Annotated in this window: 24 protein-coding genes, 3 tRNA genes and 13 pseudogenes; 17 read left to right on the top strand and 23 right to left on the bottom strand. The window is 62.4% G+C overall.

Annotation, left to right across the window (positions count from 1 at the left end; all coding sequences use genetic code 11):
• Positions 1-235 precede the first annotated feature (235 nt).
• The 4 genes and pseudogenes from ABD884_RS25565 to ABD884_RS25550 form a co-directional block, all read right to left on the bottom strand.
• Positions 236-427 (bottom strand): annotated as a pseudogene (locus tag ABD884_RS25565) (hypothetical protein); the annotation flags it as partial.
• 3 nt (positions 428-430) lie between these two features.
• The gene (locus ABD884_RS25560) at positions 431-754 is read right to left on the bottom strand and encodes an ABC transporter permease (protein ID WP_345057703.1); all 324 of its coding nucleotides are present in this window, start codon (positions 752-754) and stop codon (positions 431-433) included.
• Entirely contained in the window at positions 745-1,479 is a 735-nt protein-coding gene (locus ABD884_RS25555) for an ABC transporter permease (protein ID WP_345057687.1), read from the bottom strand. Before ABD884_RS25555 ends, ABD884_RS25560 begins: the two co-directional genes overlap by 10 nt.
• A 49-nt stretch (positions 1,480-1,528) precedes the next feature.
• On the bottom strand, positions 1,529-2,425 hold the full coding sequence (locus tag ABD884_RS25550) for an ABC transporter permease (RefSeq protein ID WP_345057700.1): 897 nt from the start codon (positions 2,423-2,425) through the stop codon (positions 1,529-1,531).
• 7 nt (positions 2,426-2,432) lie between these two features.
• Here ABD884_RS25550 and ABD884_RS25545 point away from each other — a divergent pair.
• Positions 2,433-2,941 (top strand): annotated as a pseudogene (locus ABD884_RS25545) (nicotinate-nucleotide diphosphorylase); the annotation flags it as partial.
• A 4-nt stretch (positions 2,942-2,945) separates the two neighbouring features.
• Positions 2,946-4,103 (top strand): cysteine desulfurase family protein, encoded by a 1,158-nt coding sequence (locus tag ABD884_RS25540; protein ID WP_345039644.1) that lies wholly within the window; start codon positions 2,946-2,948, stop codon positions 4,101-4,103.
• Positions 4,104-4,198: 95 nt separating this feature from the next.
• Here ABD884_RS25540 and ABD884_RS25535 read toward each other — a convergent pair whose 3' ends face one another.
• From ABD884_RS25535 to ABD884_RS25515, 5 genes and pseudogenes are all read right to left on the bottom strand, one after another.
• Entirely contained in the window at positions 4,199-4,390 is a 192-nt protein-coding gene (locus ABD884_RS25535) for a hypothetical protein (protein WP_345057684.1), read from the bottom strand.
• Positions 4,391-4,394: 4 nt separating this feature from the next.
• A complete protein-coding gene (locus tag ABD884_RS25530; RefSeq protein ID WP_345057679.1) occupies positions 4,395-4,691 on the bottom strand; it encodes a GtrA family protein in 297 nt (98 codons plus the stop codon).
• Positions 4,692-4,741: 50 nt separating this feature from the next.
• The gene (locus ABD884_RS25525) at positions 4,742-4,990 is read right to left on the bottom strand and encodes a fumarylacetoacetate hydrolase family protein (protein ID WP_345057695.1); all 249 of its coding nucleotides are present in this window, start codon (positions 4,988-4,990) and stop codon (positions 4,742-4,744) included.
• A gap of 44 nt (positions 4,991-5,034) precedes the next feature.
• Positions 5,035-5,538 carry a fumarylacetoacetate hydrolase family protein gene (locus ABD884_RS25520; protein WP_345057675.1) on the bottom strand — a complete coding sequence of 168 codons (504 nt, stop codon included), beginning with the start codon at positions 5,536-5,538 and terminating at the stop codon, positions 5,035-5,037.
• A 38-nt stretch (positions 5,539-5,576) separates the two neighbouring features.
• Positions 5,577-6,244, bottom strand: a pseudogene (locus ABD884_RS25515) (DUF1684 domain-containing protein).
• Between the two features lie 133 nt (positions 6,245-6,377).
• Between ABD884_RS25515 and ABD884_RS25510 the strand changes: the two are divergent.
• The 3 genes and pseudogenes from ABD884_RS25510 to ABD884_RS25500 all read left to right on the top strand — a co-directional run bounded on the left by ABD884_RS25510 (position 6,378) and on the right by ABD884_RS25500 (position 8,073).
• On the top strand, positions 6,378-6,671 hold the full coding sequence (locus ABD884_RS25510; protein ID WP_345057672.1) for a hypothetical protein: 294 nt from the start codon (positions 6,378-6,380) through the stop codon (positions 6,669-6,671).
• A gap of 366 nt (positions 6,672-7,037) precedes the next feature.
• On the top strand, positions 7,038-7,187 hold the full coding sequence (locus ABD884_RS25505) for a hypothetical protein (RefSeq protein ID WP_345057668.1): 150 nt from the start codon (positions 7,038-7,040) through the stop codon (positions 7,185-7,187).
• An 80-nt stretch (positions 7,188-7,267) separates the two neighbouring features.
• Positions 7,268-8,073: pseudogene (locus tag ABD884_RS25500) on the top strand (transglutaminase-like domain-containing protein).
• Positions 8,074-8,120: 47 nt separating this feature from the next.
• Here the strand turns inward: ABD884_RS25500 and ABD884_RS25495 are convergent.
• The 3 genes and pseudogenes from ABD884_RS25495 to ABD884_RS25485 all read right to left on the bottom strand — a co-directional run bounded on the left by ABD884_RS25495 (position 8,121) and on the right by ABD884_RS25485 (position 13,038).
• Positions 8,121-8,584, bottom strand: a pseudogene (locus ABD884_RS25495) (MarR family winged helix-turn-helix transcriptional regulator).
• The gene (locus ABD884_RS25490; RefSeq protein ID WP_345039690.1) at positions 8,581-9,714 is read right to left on the bottom strand and encodes an LLM class flavin-dependent oxidoreductase; all 1,134 of its coding nucleotides are present in this window, start codon (positions 9,712-9,714) and stop codon (positions 8,581-8,583) included. The pseudogene ABD884_RS25495 and the gene ABD884_RS25490 overlap by 4 nt, the downstream one beginning before the upstream one ends.
• A gap of 77 nt (positions 9,715-9,791) precedes the next feature.
• A pseudogene (locus ABD884_RS25485) lies at positions 9,792-13,038 on the bottom strand (efflux RND transporter permease subunit).
• On the opposite strand from ABD884_RS25485, the gene ABD884_RS25480 reads away from it, so the two are divergent.
• Positions 12,977-13,129, top strand: coding sequence for a hypothetical protein (locus ABD884_RS25480; protein ID WP_345057706.1), 153 nt, complete (start codon positions 12,977-12,979; stop codon positions 13,127-13,129). The pseudogene ABD884_RS25485 and the gene ABD884_RS25480 sit on opposite strands and share 62 nt — an antisense overlap.
• A gap of 12 nt (positions 13,130-13,141) precedes the next feature.
• Here ABD884_RS25480 and ABD884_RS25475 read toward each other — a convergent pair.
• The 4 genes and pseudogenes from ABD884_RS25475 to bcp all read right to left on the bottom strand — a co-directional run bounded on the left by ABD884_RS25475 (position 13,142) and on the right by bcp (position 17,195).
• Positions 13,142-14,643 (bottom strand): annotated as a pseudogene (locus tag ABD884_RS25475) (malate:quinone oxidoreductase).
• Positions 14,644-14,722: 79 nt separating this feature from the next.
• Positions 14,723-16,388 (bottom strand): annotated as a pseudogene (locus ABD884_RS25470) (ABC transporter substrate-binding protein).
• 132 nt (positions 16,389-16,520) lie between these two features.
• Positions 16,521-16,602, bottom strand: a tRNA-Leu gene (locus ABD884_RS25465).
• Between the two features lie 118 nt (positions 16,603-16,720).
• Positions 16,721-17,195, bottom strand: a pseudogene (bcp, locus tag ABD884_RS25460) (thioredoxin-dependent thiol peroxidase).
• 114 nt (positions 17,196-17,309) lie between these two features.
• Between bcp and ABD884_RS25455 the strand changes: the two are divergent.
• Positions 17,310-17,745 (top strand): annotated as a pseudogene (locus ABD884_RS25455) (MarR family winged helix-turn-helix transcriptional regulator).
• Positions 17,746-17,872: 127 nt separating this feature from the next.
• On the opposite strand, the gene ABD884_RS25450 reads toward ABD884_RS25455, so the two are convergent.
• The 6 genes and pseudogenes from ABD884_RS25450 to ABD884_RS25425 all read right to left on the bottom strand — a co-directional run bounded on the left by ABD884_RS25450 (position 17,873) and on the right by ABD884_RS25425 (position 19,580).
• A tRNA-Lys gene (locus ABD884_RS25450) sits at positions 17,873-17,948 on the bottom strand.
• Positions 17,949-18,018: 70 nt separating this feature from the next.
• Positions 18,019-18,094, bottom strand: a tRNA-Lys gene (locus ABD884_RS25445).
• 234 nt (positions 18,095-18,328) lie between these two features.
• Positions 18,329-18,612 (bottom strand): annotated as a pseudogene (locus ABD884_RS25440) (PQQ-dependent sugar dehydrogenase); the annotation flags it as partial.
• Between the two features lie 5 nt (positions 18,613-18,617).
• Positions 18,618-18,833 carry a sunset domain-containing protein gene (locus ABD884_RS25435; protein WP_345057664.1) on the bottom strand — a complete coding sequence of 72 codons (216 nt, stop codon included), beginning with the start codon at positions 18,831-18,833 and terminating at the stop codon, positions 18,618-18,620.
• Positions 18,808-19,140 (bottom strand): hypothetical protein, encoded by a 333-nt coding sequence (locus ABD884_RS25430; RefSeq protein ID WP_345057659.1) that lies wholly within the window; start codon positions 19,138-19,140, stop codon positions 18,808-18,810. Before ABD884_RS25430 ends, ABD884_RS25435 begins: the two co-directional genes overlap by 26 nt.
• Entirely contained in the window at positions 19,137-19,580 is a 444-nt protein-coding gene (locus ABD884_RS25425) for a hypothetical protein (RefSeq protein ID WP_345057656.1), read from the bottom strand. The genes ABD884_RS25430 and ABD884_RS25425 overlap by 4 nt, the downstream gene beginning before the upstream one ends.
• Positions 19,581-19,810: 230 nt before the next feature.
• Between ABD884_RS25425 and ABD884_RS25420 the strand changes: the two genes are divergently transcribed.
• The 6 genes from ABD884_RS25420 to ABD884_RS25395 all read left to right on the top strand — a co-directional run bounded on the left by ABD884_RS25420 (position 19,811) and on the right by ABD884_RS25395 (position 22,506).
• Positions 19,811-20,542 (top strand): dihydroxy-acid dehydratase domain-containing protein, encoded by a 732-nt coding sequence (locus tag ABD884_RS25420; protein ID WP_425548313.1) that lies wholly within the window; start codon positions 19,811-19,813, stop codon positions 20,540-20,542.
• Positions 20,436-20,765, top strand: a complete 330-nt coding sequence (locus ABD884_RS26280) for a dihydroxy-acid dehydratase domain-containing protein (RefSeq protein WP_425548312.1) — start codon at positions 20,436-20,438, stop codon at positions 20,763-20,765. The genes ABD884_RS25420 and ABD884_RS26280 overlap by 107 nt, the downstream gene beginning before the upstream one ends.
• A gap of 512 nt (positions 20,766-21,277) precedes the next feature.
• Positions 21,278-21,403, top strand: a complete 126-nt coding sequence (locus ABD884_RS25410; RefSeq protein WP_345057651.1) for an ATP-binding cassette domain-containing protein — start codon at positions 21,278-21,280, stop codon at positions 21,401-21,403.
• A complete protein-coding gene (locus ABD884_RS25405) occupies positions 21,396-21,776 on the top strand; it encodes a P-loop NTPase family protein (RefSeq protein ID WP_345057648.1) in 381 nt (126 codons plus the stop codon). The genes ABD884_RS25410 and ABD884_RS25405 overlap by 8 nt, the downstream gene beginning before the upstream one ends.
• Positions 21,776-22,333, top strand: coding sequence for a hypothetical protein (locus ABD884_RS25400; protein WP_345057645.1), 558 nt, complete (start codon positions 21,776-21,778; stop codon positions 22,331-22,333). The genes ABD884_RS25405 and ABD884_RS25400 overlap by 1 nt, the downstream gene beginning before the upstream one ends.
• Entirely contained in the window at positions 22,333-22,506 is a 174-nt protein-coding gene (locus ABD884_RS25395; RefSeq protein WP_345057642.1) for a hypothetical protein, read from the top strand. Before ABD884_RS25400 ends, ABD884_RS25395 begins: the two co-directional genes overlap by 1 nt.
• A 36-nt stretch (positions 22,507-22,542) precedes the next feature.
• Here the strand turns inward: ABD884_RS25395 and ABD884_RS25390 are convergent, their stop codons facing one another.
• Positions 22,543-22,830, bottom strand: a complete 288-nt coding sequence (locus ABD884_RS25390; protein ID WP_345057639.1) for a hypothetical protein — start codon at positions 22,828-22,830, stop codon at positions 22,543-22,545.
• Positions 22,831-23,070: 240 nt separating this feature from the next.
• On the opposite strand from ABD884_RS25390, the gene ABD884_RS26275 reads away from it, so the two are divergent.
• From ABD884_RS26275 to ABD884_RS25370, 4 genes and pseudogenes are all read left to right on the top strand, one after another.
• Positions 23,071-23,238: a hypothetical protein gene (locus tag ABD884_RS26275; protein ID WP_425548311.1), complete on the top strand. Its 168-nt coding sequence runs from the start codon at positions 23,071-23,073 to the stop codon at positions 23,236-23,238.
• Positions 23,239-23,799: 561 nt separating this feature from the next.
• Positions 23,800-24,117 (top strand): YegP family protein, encoded by a 318-nt coding sequence (locus ABD884_RS25380; protein WP_345057637.1) that lies wholly within the window; start codon positions 23,800-23,802, stop codon positions 24,115-24,117.
• Between the two features lie 20 nt (positions 24,118-24,137).
• Positions 24,138-25,044: pseudogene (locus ABD884_RS25375) on the top strand (ABC transporter ATP-binding protein); the annotation flags it as partial.
• An 88-nt stretch (positions 25,045-25,132) separates the two neighbouring features.
• Positions 25,133-25,384 (top strand): annotated as a pseudogene (locus tag ABD884_RS25370) (hypothetical protein); the annotation flags it as partial.

Raw genomic sequence — 25,384 nt, 5'->3', positions numbered from 1 at the left:
CGGGGCCAAATCGCTCGTGGTCTTGCGGGCACACAGCGTGCCGGACACAGACCCGGACCACTCCGTCGCCGCTTCCCTGACAGCGCTGACGCTCACGTCGACCGCCGAAACCGCGGCGCTCACGTCACCTACTGTTGCGGATCCCAAGAGAACGAGAAAGACGACGTAGAAGTAAATGGGGCGGTCGGTTCAGGAACTGGTCGCCCCATTTACTGTGAGCTGCTTCTGTGCTGAGTGAAGTCTTTTCGACTTTCTTGCCCAGGATCCTCGCATATAGGGTCACGGCAGCTCCGAGCAAGGTCGCAGCCGTTTTGCAGAAAGTGTTAATGCCGACGTCGTCTTGTTTGGCGATCCGACCCTTGTTCTCCTATGCGATCGCCAGGTCCGCAATGAGGTGCGTGGCGAATGCGGCGGTTTGCACGGCGGCTGGTCAGACGTCGACCAGCCGCCGGCGAAGAGACATGATTCCCAAAATTAGCCCGCCTGCGGCAGTCAGCAGGAGTACGGTCAGGTCCCGCGCCAGGTTGTCGGTCGACTGGTAGAAGATCGCGGCCTCCAGAGCATCCACGCCGTAGAACGTCGGTGTGAAGTGCGCTATCGTCTGGATCCATCCGGGCAAGAAAGCGGCGACGCCGATTCCCCCGCTCAGGAAGAACAGGTAGATCGCGACGTTGATCCCCGACGCCGACACCGCTGAGAATCGGCGCAAGGCGCCTCCCAGTGCCGCGCCTAGACCTGCCGCCGCTAGTGCGATGAGCCCGGTGGCCGCCAGCGCCGGCAGCCAGTACCACCTGCTGGTCGCAGAAAGCCCGAGATCGCCGAAAGAATCAGTACCACTGCCGCCACCAGCATGGTGGTTACCCAGCACGCAAGGATCTTGCCCGCGATCAGAGTCCCGCGGCTGATCGGCGAGAGAAGCAACGCTTTGATCGTTAGGTCTTCGAATTCCCGGGCGATGGCCAGCCCGCCGTTGACGACCCCCATGAGTGTAAGGAGCAGCACCAGGATGGGCACCAGCTCAAATTGCACCAAGCCGACGTCGTGGGGCCTCAGGTCCGTCTCGGCTACGCCGATCATGATCGGGTTGTCCGGCTGGCTGGAGTAAAAGCGGGTAATCGCGGCCGGCAGCGATCGGCGCAGGTCGTTGGTGAAGTCGAGGTTGAGGTTGTTGATCCGGATCTGGACCGGGTCGGGCCGGTGCATCCGGTAGTCGTCGTCGAAGGATGCGGGGATGGTGATGACAGCCGCGACCTGGAGCGTGTCCAGCAGGCCCGAGGCTCCTCCGAGGTCGCGGGCCGGACGCGGAACGCGTCCGAGTCTTCGAGGATTGACACAAGGCGCTGAGCCTGCGGCCCGTTGTCTTCGGCTACCACAGCCACCGGGTTGCGGCCGGTTGCCCCGGCGACGATGAAGATGATCAGCAAGAAGGCGATCGGCGGCAGTAGGCTGACCGCGATCGCCGACGGTGTCCGTGACCACGTCAATATGTCTTTCGCCGCGATGGCAAGCATCGCCCGGAGCCCTCCCATCAGTGGGCGAACCCCCGGCGCCCGAACACAAATGCCGTGAGAGCGATCGTTCCCAGCGTGAACCCGGCCAACACGATCGTGTCGACGGCCAGGTTCTGGGTGGCGGTCTGGTAACCGTGGAAGGCATGTTGGAAGGCGGCAATCGCATAGGTGAGCGGCGATGCGGCGGCGATGGCGCCGGGAATGGCGCCCAGCCAGTTCGCCGGTCCGAACGGCCCGCTCAAAAAGAAGAGCGGCAGGATGCAGGCAATGGAGAGCGGGATTGCTTGCTGGCGTCGACGAACGACCGTTCCGGCGAGGACGCCGAGGGCAAGGAAGGCTGCGATCATCAGCAGCCCGAATCCGAGCACCTCCAATGGATGGAGCGGCCACACGCCGATCAGCAAAATCACGACTCCAAGCACCAGGACTGCCGACGCGGCCGTGAGGGCTGCCGAGCCGAGCATTTTGCCCAGCCCGATCGCAAGACGGCTCACCGGCGCCAGTGCCAGCTCCTTAATGGTTCCCAGCTCGTAGTCCCTCGCGGCATTGACGCTGCCTGCAGGATTGATGCGAGCATCAAACCAGCCACGACGATGCTCACGGCGAGGTAGGGAATGTAGCCGGTGTCCTGGGCCTGGACGTCGGCCTCGACCGCATTTCACGACGACTTGTTCGGGGAACGCATCGGCGTAGAAGGACGTTATCGACAGTGGGACCGCCCGACGGATGTCGTTGGTGAAATCGACGTTGAGGTTGTTGACCTCGACCGGGATGTCGACCCGGGCTCCGGCACTTAGCGCAGCATCGAAGTCCCGCGGCACGGTCACGACGGCAACGATGCTACCGGCCCGGATCTCACGCTCCGCGTCGGCCGAGGTCGCGGTGTGGATGAAAAACGAATGCGAGCCGCCCATAGCTTGAACAAAGGCCCGCATCACCGACACCGGAAGACTACCCCGGGGCTGCGAGTGCTTGAACGCTACGCCGTACGTTGCGGCGGGGGAGCCAACCACCGCTACAGCCTGTCTGATGCGGTTCTCGCCAAGGACAACCATTTGGCCGTGATGACCGGAGGGGACTCGGCCAAGCTGACGGCCCTGCTGAAGGCCGCCAAAGCCCAACTGGGCCACACCACGCATTTCGAGGTGGAAGTTGACCGGGCCGAGCAGATCGAACCGGTGCTCGCGGCCGGGGTAGACACCATCATGCTGGACAATTTCTCCCTCGAGGAACTCCGTGCCGGCGTGAAGCAAGTGGCTGGGCGCGCCGTCGTCGAAGCGAGTGGCAACGTCAATATCAAAACGGTGGCGGAGATCGCCGCTGCAGGAGTTGATGTCATTTCCATCGGCGGACTCACACACAGTGTTATCGCGCTGGATCTGGGCCTGGATGTGACGCTGGACGTCACACCCTCCTCGGGTCTCGGCTGATGCCGTGATCTTCCTCGACGCCGCGGCGACGACACCCGTCCGCAGGGAAGTCCTCGAAGCGATGTGGCCGTTTCTGACGGGGGAGTTCGGCAATCCCTCAAGCCACCACAGCCTCGGCGAAGCGGCTGCGAACGCGTTGTCCGGGGCCCGCGCTGCGGTAGCGAAGGCATTGGGCTGCCGGCCGGGGGAGATCACTTTCACCTCTGGCGGTACCGAGGCCGACAATCTGGCGGTGAAAGGAATCGCCCTCGCCAGACGTGCGGCGGATCCTGCTCTGAATCGCGTTGTTGTCAGCGCCATCGAGCATCCCGCCGTCGCGGAATCGGCGCTCTATCTGCAACGCGTCCATGGGTTCGAGGTGGACGTGGTCCCTGTGGACCGGCGTGGCGTGGTGACGCCCGAGGCGCTTCGGGCTGCACTGGGTCCGGCGACGGCACTGGTCAGCGTTTTGTATGCCAACAACGAGATCGGGACGGTCCAGCCGGTAAGGCAGCTTGCGGAGGTGGCCGCGGAACAGGGCGTGTCGTTCCACACGGACGCCGTCCAGGCTGCTGGCTGGCTGCCCATCGGTGTCAAGGAACTGGGAGTGGACGCCTTGAGCATTTCGGGTCATAAGCTCGGCGCGCCCAAGGGCAGCGGCGTGCTCTATGCCAAGGGAAGGCTGCGGCTCGAGCCGTTGGTCCACGGCGGCGGCCAGGAGCGGGGCAGGCGTTCGGGAACGGAAAACGTGGCGGGTGCAGTTGCGCTGGCGACGGCCTTGACGCTTGCGCATGCCGAACAGGCCCAACTCGCAGGGAGTGTCTCGGCGCTGCGGGATACCTTCATTCGTACTGTCCTTGAAAGTGTGCCCGGTGCCGTACTAACCGGCGATCCCTCGCAGCGCTTGCCTTCGATAGCGTCCTTTTGTTTCCCGGGTACAAGTGGCGAGTCCGTTTTGCTGGAGCTTGAGCGGCTTGGTGTGGTCTGTTCGAGCGGATCGGCGTGCGCCGCGGGATCCGATGCCCCGTCGCCGGTTCTGCTTGCTTTGGGAATCGAGCCCGAGGTGGCCCAGACTGCTGTGCGTTTCAGCTTCAATTCCACGGTGACCCCAGCGGAACTGGAGCGCGCCGCGGAAGCCGTGGCCGCCGCCGTCGGGAGCGTCCAGGGCCTCGGTCGCCGCTGACTCCGGCCCGGCCCAACTAGCTCGCAGTTGTTGTCGTTATGAGCCCTCAAAACGACAACAACTGCGAGCTACTTGGGTGGGACGGACGGAGCGGGTCAGACATGGCGGGCTCGGCGGAAGATCCAGTGCCGCAGCAAGGTGAAGCGCACCCCCGTCGCGACGAATCCGGACAGCGTGGTGGTCCAGAGATCCTCGCTCAGGGTGGCTTCGGGCCGCAACGCGTGCAGGACGCCCAGGCTCCCGCCGGTGATGACCAGGGCGACGGCGATCACGATCAGCCCGTTCACATGGTCACGGGTTTCTCTTCCAGTTGCCGGTGATCTTGAAGGTCAACCGTCGGTTCAGGGCCGTGTTCATGAGCGAAGTGATGATTAGTGCAGATGCGTTGGCCAACTGGGGTCCCATCCACGGCCGGAACAGCGCGTACAGCGCCAGTGACGTCGCGGTGCAGACGAGTCCGACGCCGGTGAAACGGATGAGCTGACGGACCACCGGATAGCGCAGAAGGCCTTTGCGACCCTTTCGGGCGGGCGGGCTGGTGAGGGATTCCTGCCGCGGCTCGGTTCTGGGTGCGGCAGAAGAATCCATGGCTCAACCATTTCACATCAAGCTGGAGATCTACTCCCAAGATGCTGTCTTTACGGGTTGCTGAGCTCTCCGATGCCCTCAATGCGGCACGTCACAACGTCTCCGGGTTCGATCCGGGCGCACTCCGCGGGGAAGCCTGTGAGGATCAGGTCGCCGGGGTGCAAGGTCATGAATGAGGTGAGGTACACAAGGATTTCGTCCACTTTCCAGCCGAGATCGGCAGAACTGGCCGCCCGTAATTCCCTGCCGTTGTGCACGATGCTGATCGATAGCTCGCTGTCGTCGAGGTCCGTGACGATCCACGGTCCAGCAGGAGTAAACGTGTCTTGGCTTTTCGCGCTGATCAGAGTTCGTCGGACCGCTGCAGATCGCGCGCGGAGACATCGTTGCCGATCGTGAAGCCAAGGATGGCGGTGCGCGCGTTGTCAAGCGTCAGCCCCCGGACTTTGCGCCCGACGACGACGGTCAGTTCCGCTTCGGGGTCCACGTAGCCGACGTCGGAAGCGAGCTCGATGGCGTCGCCCGGTCCGATGACACTGGTGGCTGCCTTGTGGAATGCCTGCGCAGGCAGGTCCCGGCCTGGTTGACCGGTGTTGTGCGCCATGCCGAAGACGTTGGCGGGAACGGACGGGGCCAGGAATGTGAAGGAATCCTCCGGGACTTCGGCGCCAGTGTGCCAACCGGTCGCTCGGCGCTGCTGCCATTTGCCGGCGAGCCCGGGAAGGGACTGTCCACCACGGTCCAGTTTCTGCCAGCCTCGGAAGCGAAGTCGACGGCGTCGTTGGCTACGAAGAATTGTTCGTTCGGCGTAGCGGGGAAGAGTGGGCGGACGCGGGCGATCCGGCATGAACGTGAAGATGTCATGAAGACATCCTACGTCCTCGGTTAGGCGGGCAGGTAGAGCTCACCTACCGGGACGCCTGCGGCCAGTCGATTCGCCGGACCGGCCAAAGGGCAGGCCCAGGCCTCGTTATACGCGCACGACGGGTTGTAGGCGAAGTTGAAGTCGAGGATGAACTCCTGTTGCCTAGATCCGCGAAGGCCGTGGAAGGCACCCTTGATGGTGTCCAACAAGTACCGGCCGGCGCCGTAGCTTCCTCCCGGTTTGCCTGCCGTCGCGTCGCGGAAGGGTACGAAGATGCCGCCGCCGTAGCTGCGGAGGCGCCACACGGCCAGCGAGCCAAGCTCGTCGAGATCGAAGGTGCCGAGACGGACAAACGGCACCACGCCGTCGGTGCCGGTCTGGACGTTCATCTCCTGGCCAGCGCCTTCCGGAGACAGGGACGCATAGCGGCGAAACCGGGGATCATAGTCCGCGGTGCGGAGGCCCGAGAAAGCCTGCTTGCTGGCGGGAGTCAATGCCGACGCGGGTGGGTTCCGAACATGCGGTCCCGTTCCTGGCGCCAATAGACATGGGCCTGGAAGGGATCGTCGCCAGCGATCTTCCGGACGTCGTCGTACAAGGCAAACGTCCGCAAACGCCAGTCCGCGATGTCCAGGGCGGAAATTCCCGCCACACTGTCTTCGTCCTCATCAAGCTGATCGGGAGCCATGCGTCAAGCCTAGTCCTACGGCGTGGGCGGACGCCGGGCCCAACGCCGTCGGCAGTTCTGCGCGTGCGAAACACCTTTCGAAGCACTGTTCCGGACGAACGGGCAGCGGCTCTGCGCCGCTAGGCTGGTGCGCATGAGAGCCAAACGGATCCCGTCGAAGGTTTCAACCGCCGTCCTGGGCGCACTCATCGTCGTTGCCGCGGTTGGCTGCAGTTCCGAGGGCAAGGGCGGACCTGCCTGGACGGCAGGGTCCGACAGCGCATCGCCGGGCGCCCCGGCCGCGTCGGGCGTCAGTACGGCTCCGCCGTCGGGTGCCCACACCGACAGCCCCTCCGCATGGCGCTACAGCTTCGCCGGGGGCAACCGCCGCGGTTTGGAAGACGTACTCGGATCCGGCCAAGAAGGTCAGCTTCGATCTGCCAAGTGACTGGATCGCGCAGTCGGTCACACCCGATGCCGGATCCCTGCCGGGCGCTTTGAAGATCGAGGTCAAGGACGCGAAGGGAGGGTATCTGGCGACCCTTCATACCGGACTGCCCTCAGTGAGCCCGGCTGATTGCAGCCCAGCCGCCAAGCGGCCCTACGTGGTGGTCAGCAGCGTGCCCATTGACCTGCCCCATGCCGGCGGTGATTCCACGATTCCCCCGCGCGTGGTGTTCCGGGTGATCCAAGGCTATAAATTCTTCGGCTCGTACGGCATCACCAATCTGGTGGCCGGGACCGATAGCCAGGCCTGCCAGCTGCGGAACCTTGTGGTGGGACCCGCAGAAAGGGAGACTACTACTTTGGGGACATGCCCGCTGTGCACGCTTTTGCCACGGATGAAGTGGTTGCGCCGGCGAAGTCCTTCGACACTTTGGACCAGGCGGCCAAGTACGTTGACCAGAGCTCGGAATTTGCCAACGTCCAGCGGATGCTACTGTCTCTGAAGGTCAATCCGTAGAACCACGATTGACACATACACTCGCTGGTGCCAACCCCGCATCTTCAGCGGGTTGTCCAGCCGCAATACTCCGGAGATCCATGGAACGCAACGTTGCTGCCCAGCTCGTTTTCAAGACCGTCGCGAACACCAAGGTAGCGATGGCCATCGCCGTGGCCAGTAATCCAGGCTATGAATCTTTGACTGAAGAATTGAACGTCACGGTCGAGGTGCGGCAGTCCCTCTCACTGAGCTGACAGACCATCATGGTGGGCGATTCCATTACATGGAGTTCGCCGAACCCAGCGAGGTCACAGTGGACTACCGCGCCTCGGTGGAGGGTCTTGGCCTTCCGGACGAGTCCTCACGCATGGAACTCATCCGTTATGTGCGTCCCAGCCGCTATGCCGAGTCTGATCGGCTCCTTCCGACGTCGTACGCTGAGTTCGGAGGGGTGCACGGCGAAGAGCTGTTGCAGGCGGTCCGGAACTGGGTCCACGGCGAGCTGCGCTACGTCAGTGGTTCCTCGCGCGGAACCGATGGGGCCGTGGAAACGCTCCTGCACCGCAAAGGAGTTTGCCGCGACTTTGCCCACTTGGCTGTTGCCCTGCTCCGTTCCAAGGACATCCCGGCGCGGCTTGCCGCAGTGTACGCCCCGGGCCTGAGTCCCATGGATTTCCACGCCGTGGCAGAAGCCCACCTCGACGGAACATGGTACGTGATCGACCCCACCGGACTGGCCCCCAGGGAGTCCATGCTCCGCATCACGGCCGGGCGCGATTCCTCCGACACCGCGTTCCTGTCCACGGTGGGCGGCAGCTTGTCATTGAAAAGCATGAAAGTCACTGCGGTAGTGGCCGACGAGCTGCCGGAGGAGGATCCGGAAAAACTCGTCATCCTTCGCTAGCCGCGCTGCGGCAGTCCCGGGCCAGCCGCAGCGCGGCCCTCCCTTGGCTATTTGCGAGCGACGAAGGCTTGCAGCTTTTCCGTCAGCCGAGAAGCTCACGCTGTTCCTCGACCGTCAGGGCAGGGGCTACCAGCTCGGCAATATCGCGGATGTGCTCCCGGCCGATCTCCTTCTGCAGTTCCTGGCCGGCCGGAGTCAGCCCGAGGAGGATTCCGCGACCGTCGTCGGGGGCGATGCTGCGCTCCACCAGGCCGCGCTTTTCCAGCCTGTCAACCAGCCGGCTCAGACTGGATTGGCTGAGCAGGACATGGTCGTTGATCTCGTTCAGCCGCAGTTTGCCCGTGGGGCATCGGGAAAGGGTGAACAAGACGTCATATTCCTTGATGGGCAACGTCCTGAATGCTTTCCCGGCCTGAAGCCGGCGCATCACCGCCACCTGGGAGCGGAACAAGGACTCCCAGGTTTCGGCGGCGAGGCGCACTGACGAGGAGCTGGGCGCCTTGGTGCTCACGGCTTCCGCCCTGCGGCGTCACTGGCAGCCTCGGCAACCGCCTCACTGGCCGAGGCGATCACGGACGCGGCCACGCGTGAGGCGTGGGTAGGGGCGTCAGGTACGTGGGCCGGCTTGCGATCAGCGAATTCCTTGCGCAGGACCGGCAGGACTTCTTCGCCGAAGAGGTCCAGTTGCTCCAGGACGGTCTTGAGCGGCAGTCCGGCGTGATCCACCAGGAACAGCTGGCGCTGGTAATCGCCGAAGTACTCGCGGAAAGCCAAGGTCTTTTCGATGACTTCCTGCGGGCTGCCGACCGTGAGGGGCGTCTGGGAGGTGAAGTCCTCGAGCGAGGGTCCGTGGCCGTAGACCGGTGCATTGTCGAAGTAAGGACGGAATTCCTTGACGGCATCCTGGGAATTCTTGCGCATGAAGAATTGTCCGCCGAGTCCGACAATCGCTTGGTCTGCCTTGCCATGGCCATAGTGCTCGTAGCGTTCGCGGTACAGGCCGATCAGCTGCTGGTAATGCTCCTTGGGCCAGAAGATGTTGTTGGCGAAGAAGCCGTCGCCATAGTACGCGGCGAGTTCCGCGATCTGGGGGCTGCGGATGGATCCGTGCCAGACGAAGGGGGCCACGCCGTCGAGCGGGCGGGGCGTGGACGTGAAATTCTGCAGCGGGGTGCGGTACTTGCCGCTCCAGTTGACGGTGTCCTCATCCCAGAGCCGGCGCAGCAGGGAGTAGTTTTCGACGGCGAGCTCGATCCCGTCTTGGATGTTCTTGCCGAACCAGGGGTAGACCGGTGCGGTATTGCCGCGGCCCATGATGAGGTCCACGCGGCCATCCGCCAGGTGCTGCAGCATGGCGAAGTCTTCGGCAATCTTCACGGGATCGTTCGTGGTGATCAGTGTGGTGGACGTGGAGAGCGTGATGCGCTCAGTCTGCGCCGCGATGTAGGCCAGAGTGGTGGTGGGGGACGATGAGAAGAAGGGCCGGTTGTGGTGCTCGCCTATCGCATAGACATCCATGCCGATTTCTTCGACCTTCTTGGCGATGGCCACGGCGGCCTTGATGCGCTCGTTCTCCGTGGGGGTGTGGCCCGTGGTGGGGTCAGTGGTGATGTCGCTGACGCTGAATACGCCGATCTCCATGATGTGCCTTTCTGCCTGCCCGGTTGGTGTTCGGGCCCTGCCAACAGTCTATCCCAAAATAGATGCATTTGCATGTATCACTGCCTACAACGGGGTAAGGCACCATTTTGTTCCCGGTATGTTGGCCTACTCGGCGGGCCGGAGGCGGCCCGCCGCCCGGTGACGCGGGGGATCATTCCCGTGGTCCAGTCCAAGTGGTCTGCATCGCCGTGGCCTGCTACACCGTGGTCTGCATCGCCGTGGCCAGCGACGTCGGGGCGTTGCGTGAGTGCCTTGAGCAGCGCCTTCTTCTCCCGCCGGCCTTCGACCAGCTTGTAGAGGACAGGTACCAGGACCAGCGTCAGCGCCGTCGAGGAGACAAGGCCGCCGATAACCACAATCGCCAGCGGCCGCGAAATGAAACCGCCGCCCCCCGTGAGGCCCAAAGCCATGGGCGTCAAAGCGAAGACGGTTGCGAGCGCAGTCATGAGGATGGGACGCAGCCGCTGCCGGGCGCCATGGGTGATAGCTTCGGCCACGCTCATTCCAGGGGTGCCACCGTGTGGTTTACGGTACTGGTTGATGAGGTCGATCAGGACAATCGCATTGGTCACCACGATCCCCACCAACATCAGCATGCCGATCAGGGCAGGAAGTCCGAGCGGCACACCGGTCACCAGGAGCAGGGCAATGGCGCCCGTGGCCGCAAAAGGCACGGACACCAACAAGATGAGTGGCTGGATGAGGGACTTGAACGCGGCCACCATGATGACGTAGACGATGGCGATGGCGGCCAGGAGCGCCAGGCCGAGCTGCTGGAACGAGTCCGCCTGCTGCGTCGTCGCACCCCCGATGGCGGCGGTGACGCCTGCCGGGAGCTGGACTGCTTTCAGCCGGTCAGTGACTGCCGTGCTGACGGCACCGAGGTTGGAGCCCGACGGCGTGACAGTCACCTTCGCGCTTCGCTGGCCGTCGCTGCTGGTGATGGACACTGGTGTGTCAACTTGATCCACGGAAGCGATGCTGGACAGCGGAACCGGCCCTCCCGGCGTCGGGAGCTTGATGGCCCTGACATCGGCGATGCTGCTGAAATGCGTGCCTTCGCCGATCTGTACGGGGAAGTCCGTCGTCTCGATGCGGACAGTGCCCGCGGGGACGGGACTGACCGTGGACGCCAAGACACCGGCGACCTGCTCTTCGTTCAGTCCGGCTGCCACGGCTTTGGCGCGGTCAACCTTTACTTGGACCACGGACTGGCTGGCATCCAGGTTCGTGGCTACCTCCGAACTCCCGGGGACGCCGTCCATGGCATTCACTACCGCATCGCTTGCGGTCTTCAGATCCGCGGAGCTCGCCGCGTTAATGGTGATGTCGACCGTGGATGAGGTGCCCAAACCACCCTGTTGGGCACCCACCGTGACCTTGCCTGCAGCCGAAGCACCGGCGAGGCGGGACCGCACCGTATCCTGCAGCTTTTGCTGGTCAGCTTTGTCGTCAGTCACCACTGTGAACGTCGAGTTGGATGCGCCGCTCGAGGTGAGTGCGGCGAAACCGGTCTGGGCGTTGCCTGAGGTTACCTGGATGTCCTTAATGCCATCGATCCCGTGCAGGACGGATTCCACTTGCGCAGCGGCAGCGCTGGTTTGTTCGAGGCTGGTGCCCGCCGGTAGCACCTGGCGCACGGTCATGCTGTTCTGCCCGGAGTCGCCCAACAAGTCAGTGGCCAACAATGGCGACATAGCTGCTGTTCCGCCTAACACAAGGACCGCAGCGACGATCGTCATGACCGGGTGTTTCTGGGTTTTGGCAAGGATAGGCAAATAGCCGCGCTGCAGCCGGCTGCGTTGCTCGGCTTCGTGCGCGGCGGCAACCGCATCGCCGGTGCGGGAATCGTCGGCTCCCGCAGCGCCGGCGGCCGGCGACTTGAGGAACCAGTAGGCCAGTACCGGACGATGGTGAGGGACACGAGCAACGAGGACAGCAAAGCGATCGTCACCGTCAAGGCAAAGGGCCGGAACAATTCGCCCGCCAGGTTGCCCACAAAAGCGATCGGCAGGAAGACGGCAACCGTGGTCAGCGTGGATGCCGTGATGGCCCCGGCAACTTCCCGGATGGAATTGAGGATCGCCGCGAGCTTGTGCTCTCCGTAACTGAGGTGCCGCTTGATGTTCTCAATCACGACGATCGAGTCGTCCACCACCCGGCCTATCGCAATGGTCAAAGCGCCGAGGGTGAGGATGTTGAGCGAGTAGTGGGTCGCTGATATTCCGATGAACGTGATCAGCAGCGACAAGGGAATCGATACTGCTGTCACCAGCGTGGAGCGCACCGACATGAGGAACACCAAGATGACTGCCACGGCGAAGCCGAGTCCAAGAAGGCCCTCCGTGGTGAGGTCCTTGATGGACTTTTCGATGTATGGCGCCTGGTCGAATACCGGAGTGAAATGCGCATTGGCGCCGAGTTCTGCCTCCATCTGGGCGATGGAATCCTTGACGGCGTGCGAAATGGCAACGGTATCGCCGTCGGGCTTCTTCGTGACGGACAGGGCCAGCGTCGGCTTCCCGTTGGTCCGGGTAATCGAGGTTGCGGCGTCGTCCTGGATGCTCACGTCGGCAACGGAGCTGATTGTGGTTCCGGCCTTCGCGCCGGTGAGCGGCAAGCCCTTGACGACGTCGAGGGAGTCCACCGGGCTGCCGATTTGAAGGGAAAGCGTCTTGCCCTGGTCCTCAATGGTTCCAGCCGGGACCAGCGTCCCGTTGTTCTTCAGGGCATTCGTCAGCGACTGGACCGTGGCGCCGCTCGCGGCCATGGCCTGGACATTGGGTTGGATCAGGATGTGCTGAGTAGCGCCACCGGTCACGTCAGCGCTCCGCACGCCGTCGAGCTTTTGGAGTCGGGGAACACTAAGCCGCTGCAAGTCCGTGTTCAACTCACTCAGCGGCTTGTCCGACGAAACGGCCAAGTACACGATCGGGAAGTCGCTGATGCTTCCCGCGAAGGACTGCGGCTCGACGTCGGCCGGCAGGACACGTTTGGCGTTGGAGATGGCGCGATCGATTTGATTGCGTGCCCGGTCCAGGTTCGAACCGTAGGTGAACACCATAGTGATCTGCGAGACGCCGTTCCGCGATGTCGACGTGGTCGATTCGAGGCCCTCGACACTGTTCAACGCCGTTTCCAGGGGGCGGCTGAGTTGCTTGTCGACAACTTCCGGAGACGCGCCCGGCATTGCCGTGATCACCGAAATCTGCGGGAACTCGATCGAGGGATAAGTTCCTGCTTGAGCGAGGACATCGTGATCACGCCGAACACCGCAGCGAAAACGGTGATCAGCGCGATCAACGCCCTGTTCGCCAGTGAAAGCTTTGCCAGACGGAACATCGCATTTTCTCCCGGGGTCTACGGTCTGTTTCGTATCGCGAACCGGCCGTAGCCTGGACGGTTCCTAATGCTGAACGGCGTCCGCAGCCTCAAGTTGCAGCGAACGGGCAGTACTGGCTTCCAGCTCGGCGGCGAGTTCCGGATTTTCGTTCAGCCTGACCCCGTACCCTGGCATCATTTCCTTGAGCTTGGACTGCCAGCCCTTGAAATTCTTCGGGAAGGACCGCTGAAGCATCTCGATCATGATGGGGACGGCGGTGGAGGCTCCGGGGAGGCGCCGAGCAGTGCGCCGATGGAACCGTCGCGAGCCGTGATGACTTCCGTGCCGAACTGCAGCACGCCGCCCTTCTTGGAGTCCTTCTTGATGATCTGGACGCGCTGGCCCGCGGTGATCAGTTCCCAGTTGCCGCCGTCGGCCTGGGGGTAGTACTCGCGGAGGGACTCCACCTTGGCGTCGTGGCGCTTGGCCACTTCCTTGATCAAGTAAGCGGTCAAGTCCATGTTGTCCTTGGCCACGGCCAACATCGGGATGATGTTGCCCGGGCGGATGGATAGCGGCAGGTCCAAATAGCTGCTGGTCTTCAGGAAGTTGGTGGAGAAACCGGCGTACGGGCCAAAAAGCAGGGAACGCTTGCCGGCAACGTAGCGGGTGTCCAGGTGGGGCACGGACATGGGCGGGGCGCCCACGGAAGCCTGGCCATAGACCTTGGCGCTGTGCTGGCGGGCGATTGCCTCGTCGGTGCAGCGGAAGAATTGCCCGGATACGGGGAAACCACCGTAGCCCTTGCTCTCCGGGATGCCCGAGGCCTGCAGCAGATGCAGCGCTCCGCCGCCGGCGCCGACAAAGACGAACTTGGCGTGGATCTGGCCATGTTCGCCGGAGGCGGGGTGCTTGAGGGAAAGGTCCCAGCCGCCGTCGGACGCTTTGCGGACATTGGTGACGTTGTGGCCATGGTTGACTTCAACGCCGTTGCCGGCGAGGTAGCCGGTCAGTTCGCGGGTCAAGGCGCCGAAGTCGACGTCGGTGCCTTCCGCTGCGCGGGTGGCGGCAACGCGCTGCTTGGCGTCGCGTCCCTTGACGATCAGTGGAGCCCACTTGGCGATCTGGCTTGGTCTTCCGTGTATTCCATGCTGCGGAAGAGTGCGTTGGGCTTGAGGGCCTCGTAGCGGTTCTTGAGGAAGTCCGCGTGCTTGTCGCCGATGACGAAGCTCATGTGTGGAACGGTGTTGATGAAACCCTTGGGGAGCCGATCAACTTGTTGTCCACCAGATGGGACCAGAACTGCCGGGAAAGCTGGAATTGCTCGTTGATATGGAGGGCCTTGGACGGGTCAACAGAGCCGTCTTTTGCTGCAGGCGAGTAATTAAGCTCACACAGCGCGGCGTGTCCGGTTCCCGCGTTGTTCCACGGTCCGGAGCTTTCCAGGCCGGCTTCGTCGAGTCGCTCAAAGAGGGAGATGGTCCAGTTGGGTTCGAGCTGCTTGATGAACGCACCAGGGTGGCGCTCATGATCCCGCCCCCAATAAGGACGACGTCAGCGTGGTGTGTCTTGGAAATGAAGGTCACGATCAATCTCCGATAGCGGCGGCACTGGCTGTCACAGAATATCCCCGCGTGGGCCCATAACTGAAATTGCGGCGGGCCGTCAAGACTTCAGACGAACGTTTGTAAAAACTTCGTTTAAGACAGGCGACGCGGGGTACTTTTCAACACGGTCGGACAGGGCCAAAGCCGAAATGGGGAAGGCAATCGGGACTGCCGGGACGGTGGCAGCGATCTGGGCGTTGATGGTCTGGTACTGCGAATTGCGGTCCGAGCCGTCGGGAGCCCCCGTGCACGGTCGATTTTTGAAAAGACCTGCGGATCGCTGTAACCGAACTCGCCGTTGTTGTCACCGAAAAGGGTGCCAACGAAGTTGTCCGGGTCCGAGTAGGCGCCGTTCCAGCCGAGCAAATGAAGTGCATGGTCCCCCGGGGATTGGACCTTCTCGAGGTAGCCGTCATCCCAGTTCACAGGCACTGGCTTGATGTTCAGCCCGATGGCCGTGAGCTCCGCACTGATCTCCGCGTAGATCTTCTCCGGAGTGGGAAGGTAGGCGCGGGTGACGTTGAGCGGGTAGTAGAACTTGAGTTCCTCGCCTTTGTAGCCGGATTTGGCGAGCAGCTCCTTCGCCTTGCCGGGGTCATATCCCAAGGACGGGGCGTTGTTGTTGAAGCCGCTCAGCTTGGGTGGGACGAATTGAGACGCCGGAGAGGTGTTGTCGATGAAGAACTTGTGGATGATGGTGTCCTTGTCGATGGCCATCTCTATGGCCTGGCGCACGCCAAGGTTCTGAAGGGGCGCCACGGACTCGTTCATGCCGAGGTACATCACAGAGAACGGGTCCCGTTGGACGATTTGCATCCCTTCCTGACCAGTTGATCGAAGGTACCGGCGGTGACGAGGTCGTATCCGTCGATGGTGCCGGCAAGCAGGGCTTGGAGGCGGGCCTGCGGATAATCGAAGGGAATGAAATTGACCGTGGCTATCTCTCCACGGTCTCCCCAGTATCCCTTGTAGCTAGTGAGTGTGATCCGGTCTGCGGTCCACGAAGAGAAGGCGTAGGGACCTGTACCCACCGGGTGGGAAGCATAGGACGACGCCGGCTGTCCTCCCAGCTTTTTGTCCAGGACGTTGGCATTGCCGTCAGACAAGGCTTTTGGGGAAGACATGGCGAAAGCAGGCAGGGTCAGGGCTTGAAGGAAGCCGGTGAAGGGCTTGCTCAGGTTGATTTGGACGTGGTCGCCAGAGACAACCTTGCAGTTCTTGAAGATTGACAGCGATGGTTCGTCCGAGAAGGACTTGAAGACGCTCTTGAAGGGGATCCCTGGTGCCTGCTGGCGAAGGGTTGCCGGGAAGTTGAACCAACGATTGAAGTTACTACACACGGCGGCTGCATCAAACGCGGTTCCGTCCTGGAAGGTGACCTTTGACCGCAGCGTGAAATCGTAGCTGAGTCCGTCATTCCCTTGCGACCACGCTGTGGCCAGCAGAGGAGTTGGCTGGCCGGTGGAGGCGTCGACTCCCACAAGGCCTTCCATCACTTGCCGGGTGACGCGATACGACTCCGAGTCGTTCGTCAGGGCAGGGTCGAGTCCCAGGGGCATCGACGGAGTGCCGAAGTTGAAGGTCTTGCTCGGCTCCGCCTGGGTGCCGCTTCCGGCCGATGTTGACGGAGCAGGTCCTGGATTGGCTGTGCACGAGGCCAAAGCCACGGCCAGAAGGCCTGCGCCGATTTGGAGCGTAACTCGGCGAAGCTTGCTGCTTACCACTCTTGTCCCCTCAAGGCAGTCGGACGGGCTGGGGCCCTCGGCAGCCGGGCCGCGGGCCAGTCTAGTTCAGGGCCCTGGGTCCTGGCTGAAAACGGGAAGTGCCCCGATCAAGGACCGGGACACTTCCCTGTGTGCGCAAGGGGGGACTTGAACCCCCACGCCCGAAGGCACAGGAACCTAAATCCTGCGTGTCTGCCAATTTCACCACTCGCGCAGGCGTCGGTGCGTTGGCCTGGAAGCAGATTTCGTGCTCCGGGCCATATACCGGCCTCCATTGTACCCGCGGTTAGCCCCAAGCTGTCCCAGCCAGGAACGACGCCGCGCAGAGGGAACTACTTGTTGTTGAGCTTGAGGTCCCTGAGGAGCTTTCCGACATGGCCGGTAGCCCGCACGTTGTACTGCGCCACCGCCACCTTGCCGTCGGGGTCGACAACGATGGTTGAGCGGATCAGCCCTTGGTAAGTGCGGCCGTAGTTCTTCTTTTCGCCCCACGCCGCATACGCGTCGGCCACGTGATGCCCTTCGTCCGACAGGAGGGGAAACTCAGTGATTCCTCGGCCGCGAACTTTTCCAGATCCTTCACCGGGTCCGGAGAGACCCAAGGACCTCGTAACCGGCATCCTGCAGGACTGCCAGGGAGTCGCGGAAATCACAAGCCTGTTGTGCACATGCCGGGGTGGATGCCGCCGGGTAGAAGTAGATGACTGTATTGCGGCCACGATAAGAGGCCAGGGCGACCTCGTGGCCATGATGGTCCTTCAGGGTGAAATCGGGGGCGGTATCACCCGGAATAAGTCGTTCGGCCAAGATGTGCTCCTTATTGCGTTTTCGTCCGCGCCCACTCAGCATAATGACGAGCTGTCCGCTTCCCGAATTGAATCCGGGCGCAAGCTGTTCATTGCGGTCGATATACTAACCCTTATGCCTGATATGGAACGGTGGCCCACCGGGCGCCTGCTGTCCACAGCGGCGCGGCTCGTGGAGCACGCTTGGAACGAGAAACTGCGCGGTATGGGGCTGACTCACGCCGGAGTCATTGTCATGAAAGTCCTTGCCGTAAAGGGACCCACCACCCAATCCATGCTCGCCCAGATTGTTCGCGTGCAGGCGCAGACGATGGGCAAGACGCTCACCAGGTGGAGACCCACGGCCATATCAGCCGTACGCGCAGCATCTCGGACCGTCGAAGCCAGGTGGTCAGCCTGACCGAAGCGGGGGAGCGTACACTCGGCTCGCCACGCAATTGGAAGGTGAAGTGCTTGCGCCTGTTCCGGTGGATACGGCCAAACTGCGGCGGGAACTCCAGGCTTTGGTGCGTGAGCTGGCAAACAGTGGTTCCTCGGCCGTTTGTACATGACATTGTCGCAGTCGCGGCGCCCGGGGAAGTCTCCGACTGAGCTTTGGCTCGCTCGTTCATCCGGTGCGGAGCTGGCCGAACGACAAAGATCCCTGGAGGGCGTTTCGCCGTCCAGGGATCTTCCTTTTGGTGCACCCCCCGGGACTTGAACCCGGAACCCATTGATTAAGAGTCAATTGCTCTGCCAATTGAGCTAGAGGTGCAATTGTTTGTTGCTCACGACGCAAAGAAATAACCCTTGGGCGGCTAGCGCCGCCCAAGGGTCCTTCCCTTTGGTGCACCCCCCGGGACTTGAACCCGGAACCCATTGATTAAGAGTCAATTGCTCTGCCAATTGAGCTAGAGGTGCATCTGTTGATTTCAATCAGCTGAAGGCTTTCTTCCCTCGTTGATCTCCGCAACGACATGTAACTCTACACGACACTTGCCGAAGTGTGAAATCGAACTGAGCCCCTCGGCCGCCCTTGGCGGGGAGGCTTCAGGAGTAGCGCGAAATCAGGGTTTGGTTGTTGCTCGGGACCCGCAGGGTGCCGCCCGGCTCCATGCTGCTCGGTGAGAAATCCGCCGTCGACGGCCGGACCACTGGCACGGGTTTTCCACCGGGGGCAAGCCGCAGGAACTTTCCGCCAAGCGCAATGCGGTCCTGAGCCTGCCCCCGGGCGCTGTGAATCTCCTGTGCCGACGTATAAGAAGACGTAGAGGAAACCGTCGGGACCGAAGCGGAAGCGACCGCCGTCGTGGGTTGGGGCTTTGGGAAAGCCGGAGAAGGTGACGTCGGGCGTGCCGAGGCTCAACCGCCCGTCCGCGGCCCCGCAGGCCACCTTCACCTGCGGGCACGACGCCGGGAAACTCGCCGACCGCCGTAGCTCCGATTATCGCCGATTCCTCCGCGGCGGCCGGAAACCGGCTGCTTCGGCGTGGGCACTCGAAACAAACCAGACCTCGGCCTTGACCTCGTCGTAGGACGGACTGTCTTCATCGTGGTAGGTCATGGTGTCGGCGTTTCCCTTGACGGCATAGCCATCAGGTCCGCTTCCATCCGCAGCGGCAGCAGCCGAGCCCTCACCATAACGGCTGCTCGGCGGCAAGATGCCCGCCCAGCAGAACCGCGTCAGTGGATTCCGGAGCAGCGTCGACAGTTTCCGCCGCGCGGATTCCGCACCTGGAAGCGTTGGTGCATGCGGGTCCGTGTACCTCGTGGTGGTGGCTCGGAGCGCCGGCACCTCCCTGGGCGCCGCCTTCGCTCCATGTGACTTCCCATTCGGCGCTATCTGCCAGCTGCCCGGGGTGGGCTGGTTGAGGTGTTTCCGATCCGGTGCCCGGCGCCAGGTGACTCGCTGGGGCGGCGGGACCGGAAGGTCCGGCATCGGCCGGCGTGACGTCGTCGGCTGTCACGCCGCCTTCGGGTTCCGGTTCGGGAGCGCCTTGTTCGGGGGCTTCTTCCTCGGACAGCACGGGCTCTGCAAGCGTGGGCTCGTCGAAAACGGCTCCCCGGAACGCTTCCGGCAGCTGGTGACTCTGGCGGGGTGTCCATCCCGGATGCGTGGGGGTGGGACAGGGCGCTCCCAGTCGTCGACGTCGCCCGGTTCAGAGTCGCCCGGTTCAGATGCGGGTTCGGTGGCGAGTTTCGATTCGGACGCCGGCACGGTTTCGGGCTCTGGTGCCGCCGTGCGTTCCTCGGCCAAGTCTTGTCCGGCGGTTGGTGACGAGGCGGCTTGCGACGGCGCGGACCCTGCCACGCCGCTCGAAGAAGACTTCGCGCTGTTGCGGCTCAAGAGCCACCAGACAACCGCGACGATCAACACAATGACGATAACCCATATCAACCAATCCATGGGAGGAGCCCTTCTGTTCGAGTGGCACAGGTGTCGTGATTTGACGTTACGTCCGCGCCACGGGGCTGTCTAGCACGGCCTATCGATTCGAGGCGTCCCGGCAGATTTCATGCATTGGGATGCCTGTCCACTATTTGCATGAAATATTGCATGAATTAGCACTGAATTTGCCTCCACCCGCCCGCCGTGCTCGTGGCCACAACTCAAGAGTCATAGACTCGTGCCCATGAGTGAGCACACCCCCCATTGCGTCAGACAGCCAGCCGGACATCAAGCCACGTAGCCGGGTGGTAACGGATGGCATTCATGCCGCTCCCGCGCGAGGCATGTTCCGGGCCGTAGGCATGGGCGATGCTGACTTCGCCAAGCCCCAGATCGGTGTCGCGAGTTCGTGGAACGAAATTACGCCGTGCAACCTCTCGCTGAACCGCCTCGCCCAGGGCGCCAAGGAAGGCGTTCACGCCGGCGGCGGGTTTCCGATGCAGTTCGGCACTATTTCCGTGTCGGACGGCATTTCCATGGACACGAGGGCATGCACTTCTCCCTGGTTTCGCGCGAAGTCATTGCCGACTCCGTCGAGACCGTCATGCAGGCCGAACGCATCGACGGCTCCGTTTTGCTGGCCGGTTGCGACAAGTCCCTTCCGGGCATGCTCATGGCTGCCGCCCGCCTTGGACCTGGCCAGTGTCTTCCTGTACGCCGGTTCCATCATGCCCGGATGGGTCAAGCTCGAGGACGGCTCAGAGAAGGAAGTCACCCTCATTGACGCCTTCGAAGCCGTGGGTGCGTGCGCCGCCGGCAAGATGAGCAGGGGCGACCTGGACCGCATCGAACGCGCCATTTGCCCGGGCGAGGGTGCCTGCGGCGGCATGTACACGGCCACACCATGGCGTGCATCGGCGAAGCGCTCGGCATGTCCCTGCCGGCTCTGCAGCCCCGCCCTCGGCAGACCGCCGTCGTGATGATTTTGCCCGCAGGTCCGGCGAGGCAGTGGTCAACCTGCTCCGCCTCGGCATCACCGCCAGGGACATCATGACCAAGAAGGCGTTCGAGAACGCCATCGCCGTCACGATGGCCTTCGGCGGGTCCCACCAACGCGGTCCTGCACCTGCTCGCGATCGCTTTGTTGTTGAGAGAGATCTCACTACGCGCGCGTCTCAACCACCCCCGCATCCGGCACGATGATCCCGCAAGACAATGGAGCAGGGTCGTCTTTCCCGAACCGGAAGGACCCATGATCGCCACGGATTCGCCCGCCGCGATAGCGACATCCACTCCCGGCCAGCGCGTAACTGCTCCCATAGGTTTTCACAAGATTGGCACCGGACAGAATCTGTGCATAAGCAAGATGACCATTCATGCCTCGAATCCTATGTTCAACACCAGCACAGGAAGCGCGAAAAAGACCTCACTCAGGGACAAATCAGGGGCCGGTCAAGGGCCGGTCAGGGTAGACCCTGCATGGACCGATAAGTGGACTAAAGCTGTCAGCCCCCAAGGACCAGACACCACTAACGTACGATTTCTTCCGTTTCTGCAGCGACCCCGATTCTGGCAGGAAGTCATACCGTGGTCTGAGTCCTTGGGGTCCGAATGTAGTTCTAAAGATCAAACAGTGCGTGTTCCCGGCTTCGTAGGCTTGGGGAATGATCAAAATTGAAGGTTTGTCGAAGTCCTACGGCAATCAGCCATCGTCAATGATGTTACCTTACGGTTCATCCGGGCATGGTGACAGGGTTGTTGGCCCCAACGGGGCAGGAAAATCAACCATCATGAAAATGATCCTCGGGCTTGTCACCCCGACGTCCGGAAAGCGTGGGTGAACGGGCCTCTTTTGCTTCTACGTCCGCACCGCTGGGGGAAGTCGGCGCGCTTCTTGATGCAGGTTGGGTTCATCCGGCACGGTCTGCAAGGAACCATATCCGGGCTATCGCCCTGACCCAAGGATTAAGGCTGCCCGGGTCGATGAAGTACGGAACTGACCGGTCTTGCCACGGCAGCCAACATGCCCGTAAGGAAATACTCCTTGGGCATGAAGCAACGCCTCGGACTGCCGGGGCGTTGCTCGGCGATCCACGCGTGCTGATACTCGATGAACCCATCAATGGACTTGATCTGGACGTATCAACTGGATCCGTTCCTTCCTGCGCCAACTGGCCGACGAAGGCCGCACAGTCCTTGTATCCTCGCACCTGATGAGCGAGATGGAACGCACAGCCGACCGGATCATCGTCATGGGCAAAGGCCAAGTCCTGCAGATGGCGCTATCGCTGACATCGATCGTAGGCGGCAGCACGAAGCCACGGTGCTGGTCAGCAGCCCGCAACCGGACGCTCTCTCAGTTCAGCTCCGAGACGCCGGCGCGAGAATCCAGCAAACAGACAACGGCCGACTCCAGGTTCTGGGGTTGGAAAGAGCCACTGTTGGGGACATCGCAGCAAGCGCCGGGATCGCGCTGCACGAACTACGATCCATCGACCGCTCCCTGGAAGACGCATACGAACAACTCGTCGCCGAAGAAGCCACGTTTAGCGCCATCAACCCGACGAAAGGCCACCGATGACCAGCACACCACCACGGGCGCCCCCGTGAACGACGCCCTTCGAAGCCACCGGATCACTTTCATTGGCTGCGTCCGTTCCGAACTTCTCAAACTGCTCTCTGTCCGCTCAATCCTCGTCACTCTGCTGGCCTGCATTCCGGTCAGTCTGCTCTTGAGACCCTCATCAGTGCACCCTCCAAAGCAGAAGTAATGGGTTCCGACGCCACAACCAACTTGGAACTGCTGGCAAGGTCCTACACATTCACGGTCATTTTCGGCATCCTCCTAACTGTGATCGTCGCCGTGTTGTGCATCAGCAATGAATACGCGACCGGGCAAATCGGATCAACCCTCACCGTCGTCCCCCGCGCCTGCGGGTCATAGGCGCCAAAATCACGGCACTGGCGGTCGTCGTCTGGGTTATAGGTTTCGCCGGCGTAGCCTGTCCGCGCTCTTGGCAACAGCCATGCTTTCCGGAAACGGACCACTCCCGGAACCAGCGGCATTGGCAACAGAAATACTGGTAACCGCGGCCTCCGCCGCCACCGCGATGACACTGATCTCACTGATCTCACTGTGCATCGGAGGGATCCTGCGAAGCACCGCGTTCTCCATCGCGGCAGCCTCGTACTGATCCTCGTCCTGCCCCGGCCTCGTTGCACTCTCGCCCTGGGAATGGGCGCGCGGCCTCGCCCCCTTCCTCCCCATCAACGCAGCCACAGCCCTCTACGACCCGACATCCATCCCTAATCCCCTGGACCCACTACAAGCCCTGCCCCTCCTCATCGGATTCGTCATCGTTGGCACCACGCTCTGGGCACTATCCTGGACCCGGCGGGACCCCTAACCAACCCGCCCCAACGAGCAGTCTTCTTCGCTACAGGGAACAAAGAAGGGTCCCGGAATTCGTGCACCACGATCACCATCCTGTCCGGATCCCGCTGCTTCATGGGCTCAACGGACGACGAGAACCGGACACGGTGCGTGGTCAATGACCTGGGTCGAGACCGAGCCCAGGTGCAGGCCCGGAAATCCACCGTGCCCGCGGACCCGACGATGACCAGATCCGCGTCCTTAGCGGCGTCCAGTATGGCCGACGCCGCTGAATCAGCGTGAACGGCCTGCCGGTTGCCGCTATGCCCTCGCTAGCGGCAGCTTTCAGGGCGTCGGCCTGCAACCTCTCTGCGATTCGTTCGGGGGGAATCCTCGGCCACGATTTCACCAGCGGCCGTTTCCAGTACTGGCCGGTACCAAGACATCGGCGGCTTGCTCCATGCCGTGATCAGGCGGAGCTCGCCGTTGCGCCGGCCGGCCTCGTCCAAGGCCCACTTCAGTGCCTGTGGGAATGTGTAGAACCGTCAAAGCCAAGCACAATCACGAATGAACTGGTGCTGGTCATCTCATTAATCCTTTCGCTTCCTCAATGGGCAACCCGGATCTATTTCCTGAAGGAAGTCATTTCATTGGATCGCCGGTGAGCAGGGCTGGGTAGGGGCGTAAGTCCCGGTCGCAGCGCTGCTTGACCCGCGGCTTGACCAGAACGAATGGAATCAGAAGGTGACTTTCGGCACTACACGTTTTCATATCGGCACAGCAGTCTTGGAATGGAGCCAAAAACCCGGCCAGGAGCAATGTGTACGAGATGTGTGACCGCGTGAAAATGCAAAGGACGCCAGAATGAAAGGCAGCATTGAGGTTTACACGGACAATGCGGGTTTCTATAGGTTTCGGATCAAGGACGGCAACGGGGCGGTCATTGTCACAAGCGAGGCTTACGGCAGCAAGGACGAAGCTCTGATAAATCTTGAATCGGTGCAGACGGCGCGCTTCTACCCCGTCGTGGATCTCATCGGCTTGGAAAAGACTAGGTGCCGCCGCATCCCACCGGTGCCGGATCCATGTTCCGTCGCGGTGCGAATGCCCAAACACACGAAAAGGCCTACGCACGAACCGCACAGGAACACAAGGGTCTTTCGGTATTTCAAAACTTTGTGAAAACTGCGTATGTTTGCGGCATGGACACCGTCATCCGCACTGTCGACTTGCACAAGAACTTCGGGCGCGTCAGAGCGCTCGACGGCCTGGACCTCGAGGTCCACAAAGGTGAGATCCACGGCTTCCTCGGGCCGAACGGCGCCGGGAAGACCACCACGCTGCGCATCCTTCTCGGGCTGGCCCGCGCGTCGTCGGGCAGCGCGACGGTTCTGGGCATGCATCCGTGGGCGGACGCCGTCGAGCTCCACCGGCGTGGGCGAGCATTCCGGGTGACGTGAGCCTCTGGCCCAACCTTTCCGGCGGGGAGGCCATCGACCTCCTTTCCCGACTCCGCGACGGCGCCGTGGACCACGCCACTTACAAGGAGCGCAAGGATCACCTCTGCGAACTCTTCGACTTCGATCCGAGCAAGAAGGGCCGTGCCTATTCGAAGGGAAACCGCCAGAAGGTCGCGCTCATCGCCGCCCTCGTCATGGATGCTGAGCTGTATCTCCTCGACGAGCCCACGAGCGGCCTTGACCCGCTCATGGAGGCTGTTTTCACTCGCGAGATCCGGCGGATCGTGGACGAGAACGGCGCTACCGTGCTGCTCTCGAGCCATATCCTCTCCGAAGTCGAGCAGCTCGCCGGCCGCGTGAGCATCATCCGCGCCGGCCGGATCGACGACGGCGGCACGCTCGACGCACTGCGCCACCTCACCCGTACGGAAATCTCGTTCGCGCAGGACAGTGTGGACACCCACTCGCGCTCGACACACTGTCCCAGGTCCACGACCTCACCGTGGCCGACGGGCGCGTCAAATTCGGCGCCGATTCCGATCGCGTCCACGAGGTCCTGCCACTTCTTGGCACCCTCGGGGTCAAAGGCCTGCTCATCGCACCGCCGTCGCTCGAAGAGCTGTTCCTACGCCACTACGGCGACACGGTCGCCCCGCTTGCGCGCAGGAAGAGGACGACGGCGGCACCCACCATCGGCGCCACCGTGCTGTTCGGACGGGGCCTGAAATGGGCGCGTTTTGGATCCTGTACCGACAGCGGTTGCGCCGGACCGTTGGCAGATCGTTGTGTGGGTCCTCTCGATCGGAGTGCTCGCGCTGTTCGCCGTCGCAGCCATAGCGAAGACCTTCGGCGACGACGCGACACGCGCGCAGGGGCTTCAGCTGGCCGCCGCGGCTCCTGCGATTCTGGTCCTGCGCGGTCTGCCACGCGGTCCGGGGCTCGATTCGTTCACGTTCTTCGAGATCTTTGCGTTCCTGGCCGTCCTTTGC

It is taken from the genome of Arthrobacter methylotrophus (assembly GCF_039539965.1).
Classification (GTDB): Bacteria; Actinomycetota; Actinomycetes; order Actinomycetales; family Micrococcaceae; genus Arthrobacter; species Arthrobacter methylotrophus.
The sequence above is the reverse complement of the archived record's forward strand: the minus strand, read 5'-3'. Positions and strand labels throughout refer to the sequence as shown.